The 12,501-nt window shown below is 64.6% G+C and carries 11 protein-coding genes; 7 read left to right on the plus strand and 4 right to left on the minus strand.

Going from position 1 to position 12,501, the window contains the following annotated elements:
* Positions 1 to 94: 94 nt before the first annotated feature.
* Entirely contained in the window at positions 95 to 1,402 is a 1,308-nt protein-coding gene (locus tag AC1RU4_RS14115) for a transporter substrate-binding protein (protein WP_492891726.1), read from the minus strand.
* Positions 1,403 to 1,957: 555 nt separating this feature from the next.
* Here AC1RU4_RS14115 and AC1RU4_RS14120 point away from each other — a divergent pair.
* The 6 genes from AC1RU4_RS14120 to AC1RU4_RS14145 all read left to right on the plus strand — a co-directional run bounded on the left by AC1RU4_RS14120 (position 1,958) and on the right by AC1RU4_RS14145 (position 8,903).
* Positions 1,958 to 2,659, plus strand: coding sequence for a response regulator (locus AC1RU4_RS14120; protein WP_492891727.1), 702 nt, complete (start codon positions 1,958 to 1,960; stop codon positions 2,657 to 2,659).
* A 1-nt stretch (position 2,660) separates the two neighbouring features.
* Positions 2,661 to 4,232: a sensor histidine kinase gene (locus AC1RU4_RS14125; RefSeq protein WP_492891728.1), complete on the plus strand. Its 1,572-nt coding sequence runs from the start codon at positions 2,661 to 2,663 to the stop codon at positions 4,230 to 4,232.
* Complete coding sequence (locus AC1RU4_RS14130; protein WP_492891729.1) at positions 4,229 to 5,503, plus strand: ABC transporter substrate-binding protein; 1,275 nt, start codon at positions 4,229 to 4,231, stop codon at positions 5,501 to 5,503. Before AC1RU4_RS14125 ends, AC1RU4_RS14130 begins: the two co-directional genes overlap by 4 nt.
* A 140-nt stretch (positions 5,504 to 5,643) precedes the next feature.
* Positions 5,644 to 7,020, plus strand: a complete 1,377-nt coding sequence (locus tag AC1RU4_RS14135) for a Zn-dependent hydrolase (RefSeq protein WP_492891730.1) — start codon at positions 5,644 to 5,646, stop codon at positions 7,018 to 7,020.
* Complete coding sequence (locus AC1RU4_RS14140) at positions 6,986 to 7,942, plus strand: phosphotransferase family protein (RefSeq protein WP_492891731.1); 957 nt, start codon at positions 6,986 to 6,988, stop codon at positions 7,940 to 7,942. The genes AC1RU4_RS14135 and AC1RU4_RS14140 overlap by 35 nt, the downstream gene beginning before the upstream one ends.
* Before the next feature lie 22 nt (positions 7,943 to 7,964).
* Positions 7,965 to 8,903: a phosphotransferase gene (locus AC1RU4_RS14145; RefSeq protein WP_492891732.1), complete on the plus strand. Its 939-nt coding sequence runs from the start codon at positions 7,965 to 7,967 to the stop codon at positions 8,901 to 8,903.
* A gap of 206 nt (positions 8,904 to 9,109) precedes the next feature.
* Here the strand turns inward: AC1RU4_RS14145 and ldtR are convergent, their stop codons facing one another.
* The 3 genes from ldtR to AC1RU4_RS14160 all read right to left on the minus strand — a co-directional run bounded on the left by ldtR (position 9,110) and on the right by AC1RU4_RS14160 (position 11,283).
* Positions 9,110 to 9,622, minus strand: coding sequence for a transcriptional regulator LdtR (ldtR, locus tag AC1RU4_RS14150; protein WP_492891733.1), 513 nt, complete (start codon positions 9,620 to 9,622; stop codon positions 9,110 to 9,112).
* A gap of 139 nt (positions 9,623 to 9,761) precedes the next feature.
* Positions 9,762 to 10,193, minus strand: a complete 432-nt coding sequence (locus tag AC1RU4_RS14155; RefSeq protein WP_492891734.1) for a DUF6163 family protein — start codon at positions 10,191 to 10,193, stop codon at positions 9,762 to 9,764.
* Between the two features lie 25 nt (positions 10,194 to 10,218).
* Complete coding sequence (locus tag AC1RU4_RS14160) at positions 10,219 to 11,283, minus strand: enoyl-CoA hydratase/isomerase family protein (protein ID WP_492891735.1); 1,065 nt, start codon at positions 11,281 to 11,283, stop codon at positions 10,219 to 10,221.
* Between the two features lie 151 nt (positions 11,284 to 11,434).
* Here AC1RU4_RS14160 and hemB point away from each other — a divergent pair, with 151 nt between their 5' ends.
* A complete protein-coding gene (gene hemB, locus AC1RU4_RS14165) occupies positions 11,435 to 12,496 on the plus strand; it encodes a porphobilinogen synthase (RefSeq protein WP_492891736.1) in 1,062 nt (353 codons plus the stop codon).
* Positions 12,497 to 12,501 lie beyond the last annotated feature (5 nt).

Here is a 12,501-nt window from a genome sequence, read left to right on the forward strand (position 1 = left end):
GCCCTTGCGGCCCATCCGCGCGACAGGGCGCGCGCCCAGGCATGAAACACGAGAAGGGCCCTGCGGCGCACAGCGCCGCAGGGCCCGTTCCACGTCAGATGACGCTCTTGCGGATCTTGCCGTCGGGCGCCTTCAGGCCGTCCTTGGTGCAGACGCCGACGTCCGGGTAGATCGAGTACGGGTCGGGGGCGACGTGCTTTTCGGCAGCCTTCACGATCTTGAAGGTGCCATCGGCCTGGCACTGGCCGATCTTCGGCTTCAGCCAGGTGTTGAAGTTGTTCTCGTCGATCCAGATCAGGCCTTCCGGCGAGATATTGTCCTCGACGCGTATGCCGCCCGAATTGTCGCGGATGATGCGCGGGGTGACGTTCTCGAAGCCCACGGCGGCGGCGGCCTTCTCGAAGCCGGCCTTGAACACGTAGGCAGACGTGTAGGTCTCCTCCATGTTGTAGTGGGTCGTACCGTTCTTGCCGTACTTGCTCTTCAGGAAGCTCTCGACGAACTTGTGGTTGGTCGGGGTGTCGAGCGACTGGAAATAGGGCGCGGACAGGAAGTGGCCGGCGCCGAATTCCGCGCCCATGGCGCGCGTTTCGATCTCGCCGGTGGTCAGCGAGGCGATCGGCATCTTGTCGACCTTGAAGCCTTCCTGCTTGAACTGCTTGTGGAAGGCGATGTCGGACGCGCCGACCACCGTCGAGAAGATGAAGTCCGGGTTGGCTTCGCGAATCTTGTTCAGCACCGGCCCGAATTCCGAGCTTCCGAGCGGAATGTATTCTTCACCCAACAGCTCGCCGCCGGCCTTCTCCAGCCAGACCTTGGCGTTCTTGTTCGATTCCTTCGGCCACACGTAGTTCGAGCCCACGAAGAACACGCGCTTGCCGAACTGCTGCACCATGAAGGGGATGAGGTCCTGCGAATGCTGGTTGGCGAGCGGACCGGTGCAGATCGTGTTCTGGGTGCATTCCGCGCCCTCGTAGCAGGTGGGGTAATACAGCAGGTGGTCGCGCTGCATCACCGTCGGCAGGATCGCCTTGCGGCTCGCCGACGTGTAGCAGCCAAACAGCGCGATGACCTTGTCGCGCAGGATGAGTTCCTTGGCCTTCTCGGAATAGACGGCGAAGTCGGACTTCGCGTCGACGATCACCGGCTCGATCGGCACGCCGGCCACGCCGCCCGCCTTGTTGATCTCGTCGATGGCGTACTGCATGACGAGCGTGGAATCCTCCTCCGGGACGGCGAGCGAACCGGTGAGCGAGAACAGGAGCCCGACCTTGATCGGCTCACCCTTCTTCAGGGTCGCCCCCCAGGCTTCGCCGGACTTGGGCAGCCAAAGATGAGGCATAGCAAGAGCTGCAGAAGCGGCGACGGTCGTCTTGAGTATGTTGCGGCGCGTGATCTTCATAGTTGCGACCCTTCGGACATCCCGTGTTGAATGGGCATTTCATCTACTCGTCCGGGCGCTTTATTCGCCACTAGACCAATTATCTAGATGATAAGTTAAGGCCCGAAGCTCCGTCAATGGTTTTTCGTTAGAGTGATGAAAGTTTCTTGTGGCGATTAAAAACTGCCTGCGCTGACGTCAATATGGCGGTCAAAAACTGGACAAGCGCCTTGATATTAAGCGACTTCTGGCATGCGTGCCCCTCCCCGCCCATCTTCCCCCGCGTACCCTTGGACCGCGTGCGATTTCCGCCAAGAAGCGCCCTGCCCGCCGCAGTGGGAGCCTCAATATCGCCCTCGCTTGGTCGTGCGAAAGCTAGATGTTTCGTCGATGCTGCTCCTGATTGATAAGGCGGCTCCGCGCTCTTTCGCTAGCGCAATTGCGTCAAACCCCTTTAAATAATGTCGCAATCGTGACAGAAGGAGCTTATCTAAGATTGTGCGTACGCAGGCTCGATTGACGCTGTTTCGCGTCCGAGGGCGTCGACGACCGTCGGAAGCAGCGATCGCTGACCATATGAAGATCCTCATCGCCGATGACCATTGGGTGGTCCGTCAATCGCTGAAGCAGGTCATGCGGCGCCTGCGTCAGAAGCTCGAGATCTTTGAAGCGGAAACCTTCGACGAGACCGCGGCGCTGCTCGTCAAGCACCCTGATATCGATCTCGTGCTGATCGATCTGGTCATGCCCGGCTTCGATGCCTTCGACGGCCTGCACAAGCTGCGGACGAATTTTCCGGATGTGCCGGTGGTGGTGGTTTCCGTCCATGAGGATGTCGACCACGTGCTGCGCTCCGTGGAGCAAGGCGTCATCGGCTATGTGCCGAAATCCGCTGGCGGCTCCGAGATCGAACGCGCGCTGGAACGGGTGCTGGCCGGCGAGGTGAGCTTCCCCCGCCGGATCATCGAACGCTCCGCCGGCAGCAGCACGTCGAAGCCCGCCGCCAAGCCGGCTCCCGCGATAGCCGCGAACCCGACGCCAGCCGCGCCGACCGACGAGCCGCGCGACGAACTCGACCTGCTGACCCCCCGCGAGCGTGACGTGCTCGGCTTGCTCGGCCGCGGCTACTCGGTGAAGCGGATCGCGGAGGAGTTCGAGCTCAGCAGCCAGACGGTGCGCGTGCATCTGGGAAATGCCATGCGCAAGCTCAACATCCGGGACCGGTCCGCCGCCGTGCACTATGCCATTGGACGCTTCAACGCGGGGGAGTCCGCCTGACGTGACCGACGCGCCTGCTTCTGCCGGATCGGAGCACCTCAGCGAGATTTTCGCCGGATTGGACATCGCTCCCTTCGGCGTCCTGATCTGGTCCTGCGAGCGGCGGTTGGTCTATGTGAATGATCGCTTCCGGCGGAGTTGGGATCTGCCGGCGCAGATCGGCATGAGTTTCGAGGCGTTCATCGCCACCATGGCGCATTCGAGCGAATGCGTGCTGCCGATCGACGCCGAGGCGTGGGAGCGCCAGCAGATTGCGTCGTTCGGCATGGAGCGCAGCGAGGACTATCTTTTTGCCACCGGCAGCGCGCTCAATCTGACGCAGGCACCGATGGCGTCCGGCGGCATGACCATGACCTTTTCGGATGTTACCGCCGTCAAGAGCAATGAGCGTGCGCTCCAGCTCGCCAAGGAAACCGCGGAGGCAACGGACGAGGCCAAATCGCGATTTCTGCGGGCGGCAAACCATGATCTGCGCCAGCCGCTCGCATCACTGAAGATCCTCATTTACAACTGCATCCGCGAGGAGGATGCCGAGCATCGCTCCGACATGCTGCATGCCATGGGGATCGCCACCTCCATCATGGAGGATCTGCTCGGGGCGCTTCTCCAGATCGGGCAGCTCGATGCCGGCCGCGTGGAGCCGCGCATCACCTCGTTCCAGCTGTCGCAGCTGTTCGAGCGCCTCGACGTCCAGTTTCGCCATCAGGCGCGCGAGAAGGGGCTTCGCCTCGTGTTCGTCCCGCCGCGCGGCACGATCGCGACCGACCGGGCCCTGCTCGAACGCATCTTGAGCAATTTCGTCGCCAATGCCGTTCGCTTCACCGAGGTCGGCGGCATCGTCGTTGGCTGCCGGCGCGAGGCGAACGGCCTGCGGATCGAGGTGGTGGATACGGGGCGCGGCATCCGCGAGGAAGACCGCGAACGCGTGTTCGACGAGTTCTTCCGGGCGGAAGAGCAGCGCGCGCAGAAGAGCGGCCTCGGCCTCGGCCTCAATATCGTCAAGCGCCTGGCCGACCTGCTCGAGCTTCCCATCCGCCTGCGCTCGGAAGTCGGGCGGGGGTCGATATTCTCGGTCACGGTCCCGATGGGAAACATCTGGCACAGCGAGGCGAATGACGTCGAGATCAGCGAGACCGTCGCGGGCGAGTTCGTCGGCACGCCTGTCATCCTGGTCGAGGATGACGACATCCTGCGACAGACCATGACCCAGCTGCTTCAGCGCTGGGGCATCGACGTGCACGCAGCGGCGGACGAGGCGGAAGCCATTCGGCTGATCGAAAGCGGCGTATCGCCTCGATTGATCGTGGCTGACTATAATCTCAAGGCGCGCATGGGCGTCGACGTGGTCGAGAGGTTGCGGGGAGCGATCGGTGCCGAGGTGCCGGCGATGATCGTGACGGCCGACGCCGAACCCCGCGTCATCGAGTGCATCCGCACGGCCGGATTGCCCGTGCTGGTCAAGCCGGTCAGCCCGCCGCGGCTGCGCGTGCTGATGCACAATCTGTTGTTCGAGCCTTCGCTGGTGAATGTCGGCGAACCGACAGCCGTCCAGCCCAGGAGAAGCCTCACGTGACCGAGCGCAATGAGCCTGTGCCCATCGGCAGCATGGTGCCGCTCACCGGCCCGTCGGCGGCGGACGGTGCGGAGTTCCGCAAGGGCATGATTCTCGCCGTCGAGGAGCTCAATGCCCGGGGCGGGCTGCTCGGCCGGCCGATACAGCCGATCTTCGCCGACACCTGTCGCCAGACGGCGGAGGAAGTCGTCAGTGCCGCGCGATGGCTGATCGAGAAGCACAAAGTCCACGCGATCATCAATGGCTACAACATCGGGCCGCAGAATTCCGAGTACGAGCCGATCGCCGACGCCGGGATCATCTACGTCCATTCGAATACGCTGTTGCAGCACCATGACACGGTCATGAGCGACCCGGATCGCTATTTTGGCTGCTTCATGGCGGATCCGGCCGATTACTGGTACGGGCCCGGATTCATCAAGTTCATTTCCTGGCTACGCGACACCGGCCAGTGGACGCCGCAATCCGATCGGATCGCCATCATCTCCGGCTCCAAGCCCTACAGCATCGTCATTGCCAATGCCATGGCGAAGACGGCGGCCGATTTCGGCTGGCGGGTGGCCTTCGGGCCGAAGATCGTGCAGACGCCGACGCACCACTGGCGCGATGTGCTCGACGAAGTGCGCTCCGCCAATCCCGCCGTGCTCGCGAACACGCACTTCTATGCGGTCGACCTGGCGCATTTCCAGCGGCAGTTCCGGGCCAACCCTATGGATTGCATCGTCTATCTGCAATACGGCGCAATGCACCGCACCTTCAACGACATTGCCCAGGAGGCGAGCGACGGGGTCATCGTCTCCTCGGTGATCGGTCTTCTGCGCGACGAAATGGGCAAGCGCTTCGAGGCCCGCTACAATGCGCGCTTCGGCGAGGGCTCGACAGCCACGATTGGCTGCCAGTCCTACAGCAACATGCATCATTACGCCGTGGCGGCCGCCATGGCGGGCGGCTCTGGTCCGCCGGGCGATTTCGAGCAGAACCGCAAGGTCGCCTTCGCCCTAAAGGGCATGATCTACCGCAGTGTCCACGGCACGATCCGCTATCATCCCGACTGGCAAGCGGTTGTTCCCTATCCCGTCGTGACACACGATCCTTCGCTCGGGATGCCGCACATATTCTACCAGATCCAGGACTTCCGGAAGTCGCTCTCCATGATCGCTCCGGAGCCTTACAATACAGAACGGTTCATCTATCCGCCCTGGATGAGCGGCCGGACAACAACTGCGAAGCCGGCAACGTCCCAAAATCCACGCGGTCTCATCGGTCTTTGAGGCGCCGGTGGCAGAGCGCTGGGAGGGCCTGTGCCGTTCGCTTGGCATCATGATGCCTCACCGCGGGAGCGCTGGAATGTTTAGGGTGCGACGCGATACCTGTTGCAAACGTCTAGATATATGTTTCAACTAGACGTCTTGTGCAGATCGCACTTTCCATTCCCCGAACAACCGATCCAGGCACCGTGAGCGTACCCTCCCTTCCACTGCGCAATCCCGACGCGGTCGCCCGCTTCCATAGCCTGTTCGACGCCTTCGCGGCCTGCGGCGCGACAGATGCCGGCGGCGTTGACCGGCTATGCGCCAGCGGGGCCGATGGCGAAGCGCGCGCGGTGTTCGAGGCCGCTGTGCGGCACGCGGGCGGCACGGTGAGCATCGACGCCGTCGGCAACCAGTACGGATTGTTTTCACTGGCTTCGGAAGACGACGCTGCGCTCGTGATGTTCGGCTCCCATCTCGACAGCCAGCCGCGCGGCGGGCGCTTCGATGGTGCGCTCGGCGTGGCGGCCGCCCTCGCCGTCGGCGATGCCCTGGCGGCCGCGAAACAGGCGGGCGAGGAATTCTCGGCCGATTTCTGCGCCGTGAACTGGACGAACGAGGAGGGTGCCCGGTTTCGCCCGAGCCTGCTCGGCAGCGGCTTCTTTGCCGGGCGGCATGATGCGGCCTATGCCCTTGCCCGCACCGACGACTCCGGTATCCCGCTGAGGCAGGCGCTCGAGTCGATCGGTCAGCGCGGCGGCGACGCTCCACCGAAGACTCCCGCCTGCTATCTCGAACTCCATGTCGAGCAGGGCGTGGCGCTGGAGCAGGCCGGCGCGACGATCGGCATCGTCTGCCGCAACTGGGGGGCCTGCAAGTTCGAGGTGCGCTTTGACGGCGAGCAGACCCATACCGGTCCAAGCCCGATGAAGCGCCGGCGCGACGCATTGCTGGCGGCAGCCTATCTGATCGCGGAGACCCGTGCGATCGCTGACCGATGGCCTGGCGCCGTGCACGCCTCGGTCGGCCGCCTCGTCGTGCTGCCGAACTCTTCGAATGTCGTTCCAAGCGAGGTCAGCCTGTCTGTCGAGATCCGCGCGGCGGATGACGGCATCCTGCGCCAGGCCGGCGAACTCGGCGCCGAAGCCGTTCGCAGCGCGGCGGAGCGCGCCGGAGTGACTGTCGGTGTGTTTGAACGCGCCGAGCGGATGGCACGGCCGATGCCGCGCAATGTGCGCGACCTTGCCACCGTCTGTGCCGATGCTCTGGGCCTGTCGCACATCGATGTGGATACGGTAGCCGGTCACGACGCCATCAGCCTGCTCGGAATCTGTCCGACCGGCCTGGTCTTCGTCCCGAGCGTGGACGGCATCGCTCATAACGAACGCGAATACACGGCACCCGACGATCTTGAAGCAGGCTTTCAGCTCCTTCTGGAGGCGGCGGCGCGCCTGTGCCGGTCGGGCGGATCGGTGGAACGGGCCATGACGAATGGAGCCGCGGATGAGCGCGATGATCGTATCCACCCTCCCCTTTGAGGTTCGCGTCGAAGCCGCGCTCGCGCGCCTGCCCACCTTGGCCAGCCGTGTCCGCTCCCATGCTCTAGCCGCCGCCCCGGTCGCCTCGCCGATGCACCGCGGCGTCGCTTCGGACGGCGTTCGGCTCGACCTCGTCGACGGGTCCAGCGTGTTCCTGAAAATCCGGCACGATGATTGTGCCGCCGACATTACTCCCCACGCCGCCGAAGCCGCCCGGAAGGCCGCGTGCGTGGGGGTTGCCCCGGATGTCATCGCCGAGGCCGACGGCGTCCTTGCGCTCGCCTTCCTCGGCCCGCCCTGGCGGTATGCCCGCGTGGGTGATCTTCAGGACGCGAAGCTTCTCGGCAAGGCCCTGACAGCGAAGAAAAGCCTGCACGTCGAAGGGCCGATCGGCCATCGCTTCGACCCTTTCGCGCGGATCCAGGCCCTCTTCGTGGAGGTCGTCGCTTCAGGCGCCTCTCTGCCCGACGATACGGATCGCTTGGTCGCAACCTGCGCTCTGATCGGACAGGCGATTCAGGCAGCTGGAATCGACCTGACCTTTTGCCACAATGACGGAGTGGCCTCGAACATCATGGTCGATCCCGAAACAGGGGATGTTCGGCTCGTTGATTTCGATCTGGCTGGCGACAATGATCCCTGGTTCGACGTCGGAGCGTCGATCAACGAGGTCTGCCGATTCGAGGCGGATGAGCGTGCCGCGATCCAAGCCTATGCAGGGGTTTGCGAGGAGCGCGTGCTGAACCGATGCCGCCTCTACGGCATCGTGGACGACACCATGTGGGGCCTGTGGGGCCTTGCGCGTGCGGTCGCCACACACAGACGCGGCATCGAATTTCATAAATACGGAACCTGGCGTCTGTCGCATGCGCACGCAAACGTCGCGTCGCGAGGCTTCGAGACCTGGCTCCGCCGGCTTTAGGCACGCGAAGGAGAAGGCCGCGATGTCCTGGAAGACTCTTGGCGCGGCGGAAACAGCCGCCGAGCTCGAACTGGAAGCCATCCTCGCCCAGACGCCGCGATGGAGCGGGCGGACCTTGCGCTATCGGCCCGTTGCCGGCGGCATCAGCAACGCCAACTGGCGGATCGACGAGGGAGGCGAGCGCGATTATTTCCTCAAGGCGCCGGGGCGCGGCACGGAGATGTTCATCGACCGGACAGCCGCCCATGAGGCGAGTTGCCGAGCGCATGCCAGCGGCTTTGGCGTGGAGGCCGTCGACTTCCTCCCCGAATTGGGCGTCGAGATATTCGCCTTTGTCGAGGGTTTTCGCGCCTCGTCGAATCTCGACTTCCTGCGTCCTACGGTCCGTCGCAACGCGGTGCGCGCCCTGCGGGCCTTTAACGACAGCACGCCGCTCGGGCTCACCAAGACCATATTCGACATGATCGAGGAACATGTGGTGCAGGCTCTGGGCGTCCAGGGCCGGCTGCCTGCCGACCAGCCATTCCTGATGCGCCGCTGCGCCGAGGCCAAGGCAGCGCTCAGTGCTTCGGGACTCGATCTCGTGCCGTGCATGAACGACACGCTCGCCGGCAACTTCATGATCGACGAGACCGACGACGTGCTGATCGTCGATTTTGAATATGCGTCGAACAACGAGCGTGCCTATGAACTCGCCGGCTGGTTCGATGAAATGGCATTTCCCAGGGAAATCGAACGGGAAATGATCGAGGAATATTTTGGACGCGTAACCCGGCCGATCGAAGCGCGTATCAACGTGCTCAAGGGTCTCGCGGATCTCAAATGGTCGACATGGGCCATGATTCAGGAAGCTGTTTCCAGCCTCGACTTCGATTTTCACAAATATGGAATGTGGAAATACATGCGGGCACGAAACCAGTTTCACCACCCTGACTGGAACACCTGGCTAAGACGGCTCTGAAAGGTGGCCCGCGCTCCGCTGGATTGGTCACGGACCGACCCGGCCGAAGCCGCAGGTGTATCTGAACCACCCCTCGCCCGACGAGCAGCCGAAGACGGGCATTAGGCGGCCGCCGCGGTGCCGTGTCTCCACAGCGCGATCCGCGGTTCGATGGCGGGGAATTCGTCGTCTGCCGACGGGATCGGCAAGGCGTCGGCGGGGTGAGATCAGAGGCGGTAGAGGATCTGGTCGGTCCAGAAGCGCTCGAGCCGTTGCAGTGCCCTGTTGATCACCTGGAAATCCTGCGAGCCGATGCCGCCGATCTGCTCGATGGTGGCGATGTGCTTGGCGTAGAGGGAGCCGACGATGTCGCGCACCTCCTCGCCCTTGGGCGTAAGGCTGATGCGCACCGCCCTCCGGTCGACCCGCGAGCGCTGGTGGTCGAGATAGCCGGTCTCCACCAGCTTCTTGAGATTGTAGGAGACATTGGCACCGAGATAATAGCCGCGCGTGCGCAGCTCCCCGGCCGTCAGCTCGGAGTCGCCGATATTGAACAGCAGCAGCGCCTGCACCGGGTTGACGTCCGAACGACCGCGCCGGTCGAACTCGTCCTTCACCACGTCGAGCAGACGGCGGTGCAGCCGCTCAACCAGCGTCAACGCCTCGTGATACAGCGGCGTGATCGCGTCCTGCGACGTCTCGTCGGGTACGGGCACCAAGGCCCGCGCTGCGCTTCTCATGTTCGACACCCCGGCTCAACGTCATGGGGATTTTCTCCCTCTGTGTCGTTCCATATTCGGGGGCGCGTCTGAAAGTCCGTTTAAGCGGAAGGATGAATCGAATCGAAACGCTTATGCCTTACAAAGGGTTAAGCGTCGATCAGCGTTCAGCTTCGCGTCCGGCCTTGTAGGTCAGCCAGGCGTAGACGGCGACCAGCACCGTCTCGACCGCGGCGACGATCAGCAGCCGGCCAACGCCTTCCGGTGCGGAAGCGTTGATGAGGATCTGCACCATGGCGGTGACGAGCCAGAGCACCACGCCCCATGCCGCGCCGAGCCAGAGGCCGACCGCCGCGACCGGGTTCATGATCGCCGCCCAGATCACCGCGGACTGCGCGGCGAGCGACAGCATTTCAAAACGGCTGGTCTGGCCGTCCCAGACGCCGCAGATCAGCGTCCAGCTATAGACCGTCTTCAGCAGCAGGAAGCCGGCCAGCATGCGAAGGTACAGCAGCACCCGCCGCTGCCAGGGCGGCATGGCGGCGCCGGCGGGGCCGAGGGTGGCGTCGATCGGATCGTAGGGCGTGCTCATCGCGCTTGCATAACCGAAAAACCCCTCAGGTCAGCACCAAATCGTCCGGCAGCGGCTCGTCGAACAGCGCGGCGATGGCGGCCGGGTCGACCTCGTCGAGATCCGCCGGCTGCCAATGCGGGCTCATGTCCTTGTCCACCAGCACCGCGCGCACGCCTTCATAAAAGTCGTGCTGGGCGAGCAGCCGCGACACCACGCGGAACTCGAGCACAAGACAGCCGGCGAGGTCGTGGGCGAGCCCCCGGCGCATCTGCTCGAAGGCGATGTGCACGCTGGTCGGCGAGGCGCGGCGAATGGTTTCGGCCTGCTTGCGGGCGAATTCGCCTTCCACGCCGTCGAGGCCGGCGGCATGATCGAGCGCCGCCATCACGGCCGCGACGCTGCCGCCGGCGAATATGCGGTCGATGGTCGGGAACAGCGGCCCCAGCGGCGGGGCGTGCGGCGTCACGGCGAATCGCGCCAGCGTCGGCTCCACCTCGTCGCCGGCGGCGAAGGCCGCGACGAGGTCCGACCAACGCTCAACCGGCACGTGGTGGGTATAGAGTCCCAGTGCCATCGCATCCGCCATGCCGATGCGGGCGCCGGTCATGGCGAGCCAGGTTCCGCGCCAGCCCGGCAGGCGAGGCAGCACATAGGTGCCGCCGACATCGGGAAACAGGCCGATCGCCACTTCCGGCATCGCGAAGCCGAGCCCCTCTCCGGCGATGCGGTAGCGGGCATGGCCGGACACGCCGAAACCGCCGCCGAAGCACAGCCCGTCGACCAGCGCGACGAAGGGCTTGGGATAGCGCGAGATCAGATGGTTGAGCGGGTATTCGTCGCGCCAGAAGCTGCGCGCCTCCGCCTCCCGGCCGGCGCGGCCGAGATCGTGCATCGCCCGCACGTCGCCGCCAACGCAGAAGGCCCGCTCATGTGCCGAGCGCAGCACGACGGTGGCGACGGCGGGGTCGTCGATCCAGGCATCGAGCGTGGCGCGCATGGCCCGCAGCATTGCATGGTCGATGGCGTTCAGTGCCTTGAGGCGATCGAGCGTGATGATTCCCGCCGCTCCGGAAACCTCGAAGCGGACGCCGATCGGCTGCGTCGTCATTCATGCCCTCCAAGCCGGCGCGGCCTTACCCGGCCGCGTCAACATGACCTGCGACATATTTCGCGCGATTACGCAATCCTCCGGGTGAATATGTCGCTTCGAAGTCTTTATGACGTTATAAGTGTTCGAAACTGGCTTCGAAGAGTGCGCCATGCCCATTCCCTTCGCCCGCCCGCGTCCCGTGGAACTCGAGCCCGCCGGCCGCTCCGATGCTGCCACGCGCCTCGACATCGCCCACCGGCCCCGGCGCAACCGCAAGTCCGAATGGACCCGCCGGCTGACGCGCGAAAACACGCTGACCGCCGCCGACCTGATCTGGCCGATTTTCGTCATGGACGGCAGCGAGGCCCGCACGCCCGTCGGCTCCATGCCCGGCGTCGAGCGCCTGTCGATCGACCAGGCGGTGCGCGAGGCCGAACGGGCCGCCGGCCTCGGCATTCCGGCTTTGGCGCTGTTCCCCTATACCGACCCAGACCTGCGCAGCGCCGACGGGCGCGAGGCATTGAACCGCGACAACCTCGTGTGCCGCGCGCTGCGCGCCATCAAGGATGCCGTGCCGCATATCGGTCTCATCACCGACGTGGCGCTCGATCCCTATACCAGCCACGGCCATGACGGGCTGCTCGCGGCGGACGGCCGCATCCTCAACGACGAGACGGTGGCGGTGCTGGTCGAGCAGGCGCTGGTGCAGGCCGATGCCGGCGCCGACGTCATCGCGCCCTCCGACATGATGGATGGCCGCGTCGGCGCCATCCGTCGCGCCCTCGACACGCAAGGCCATCTCGACGCGCAGATCCTCGCCTACAGCGCCAAATACGCCTCCGCCTTCTACGGGCCCTTCCGTGACGCGGTCGGCTCCACCGGCTGCCTGAAGGGCGACAAGCGCACCTACCAGATGGACCCCGCCAACGGCGCCGAAGCGCTGCGCGAAGCCGCCCTCGACATCGAGGAAGGCGCGGACATGCTGATGGTGAAGCCCGGCCTGCCCTATCTCGATATCGTCTGGCGGCTGAAGGACGCATTCGGCCTACCGACCTTCGCCTATCAGGTGTCCGGCGAATACGCGATGATCGAGGCGGCGGCGCGCAATGGCTGGCTCGACGGCGACAAGGCGATGATGGAAAGCCTGATGGCCTTCAAGCGCGCCGGTGCCGACGGCGTGCTGACCTATTTCGCTCCCCGCGTCGCCGAGAAGCTCGCTCGCGAAGCCTGACCGTC

It is taken from the genome of Ancylobacter sp. GW821-FHT10E12 (assembly GCF_058809335.1).

Excerpts from the sequence above, each read along its gene's own strand:
- AC1RU4_RS14145 (WP_492891732.1), top strand. The coding sequence starts at position 7,965 with ATGTCCTGGAAGACTCTTGGCGCGGCGGAAACAGCCGCCGAGCTCGAA.
- AC1RU4_RS14120 (WP_492891727.1), top strand. The coding sequence starts at position 1,958 with ATGAAGATCCTCATCGCCGATGACCATTGGGTGGTCCGTCAATCGCTG.
- AC1RU4_RS14140 (WP_492891731.1), top strand. The coding sequence starts at position 6,986 with ATGAGCGCGATGATCGTATCCACCCTCCCCTTTGAGGTTCGCGTCGAA.
- AC1RU4_RS14155 (WP_492891734.1), bottom strand. The coding sequence starts at position 10,193 with ATGAGCACGCCCTACGATCCGATCGACGCCACCCTCGGCCCCGCCGGC.
- AC1RU4_RS14160 (WP_492891735.1), bottom strand. The coding sequence starts at position 11,283 with ATGACGACGCAGCCGATCGGCGTCCGCTTCGAGGTTTCCGGAGCGGCG.
- AC1RU4_RS14115 (WP_492891726.1), bottom strand. The coding sequence starts at position 1,402 with ATGAAGATCACGCGCCGCAACATACTCAAGACGACCGTCGCCGCTTCT.
- ldtR (WP_492891733.1), bottom strand. The coding sequence starts at position 9,622 with ATGAGAAGCGCAGCGCGGGCCTTGGTGCCCGTACCCGACGAGACGTCG.
- hemB (WP_492891736.1), top strand. The coding sequence starts at position 11,435 with ATGCCCATTCCCTTCGCCCGCCCGCGTCCCGTGGAACTCGAGCCCGCC.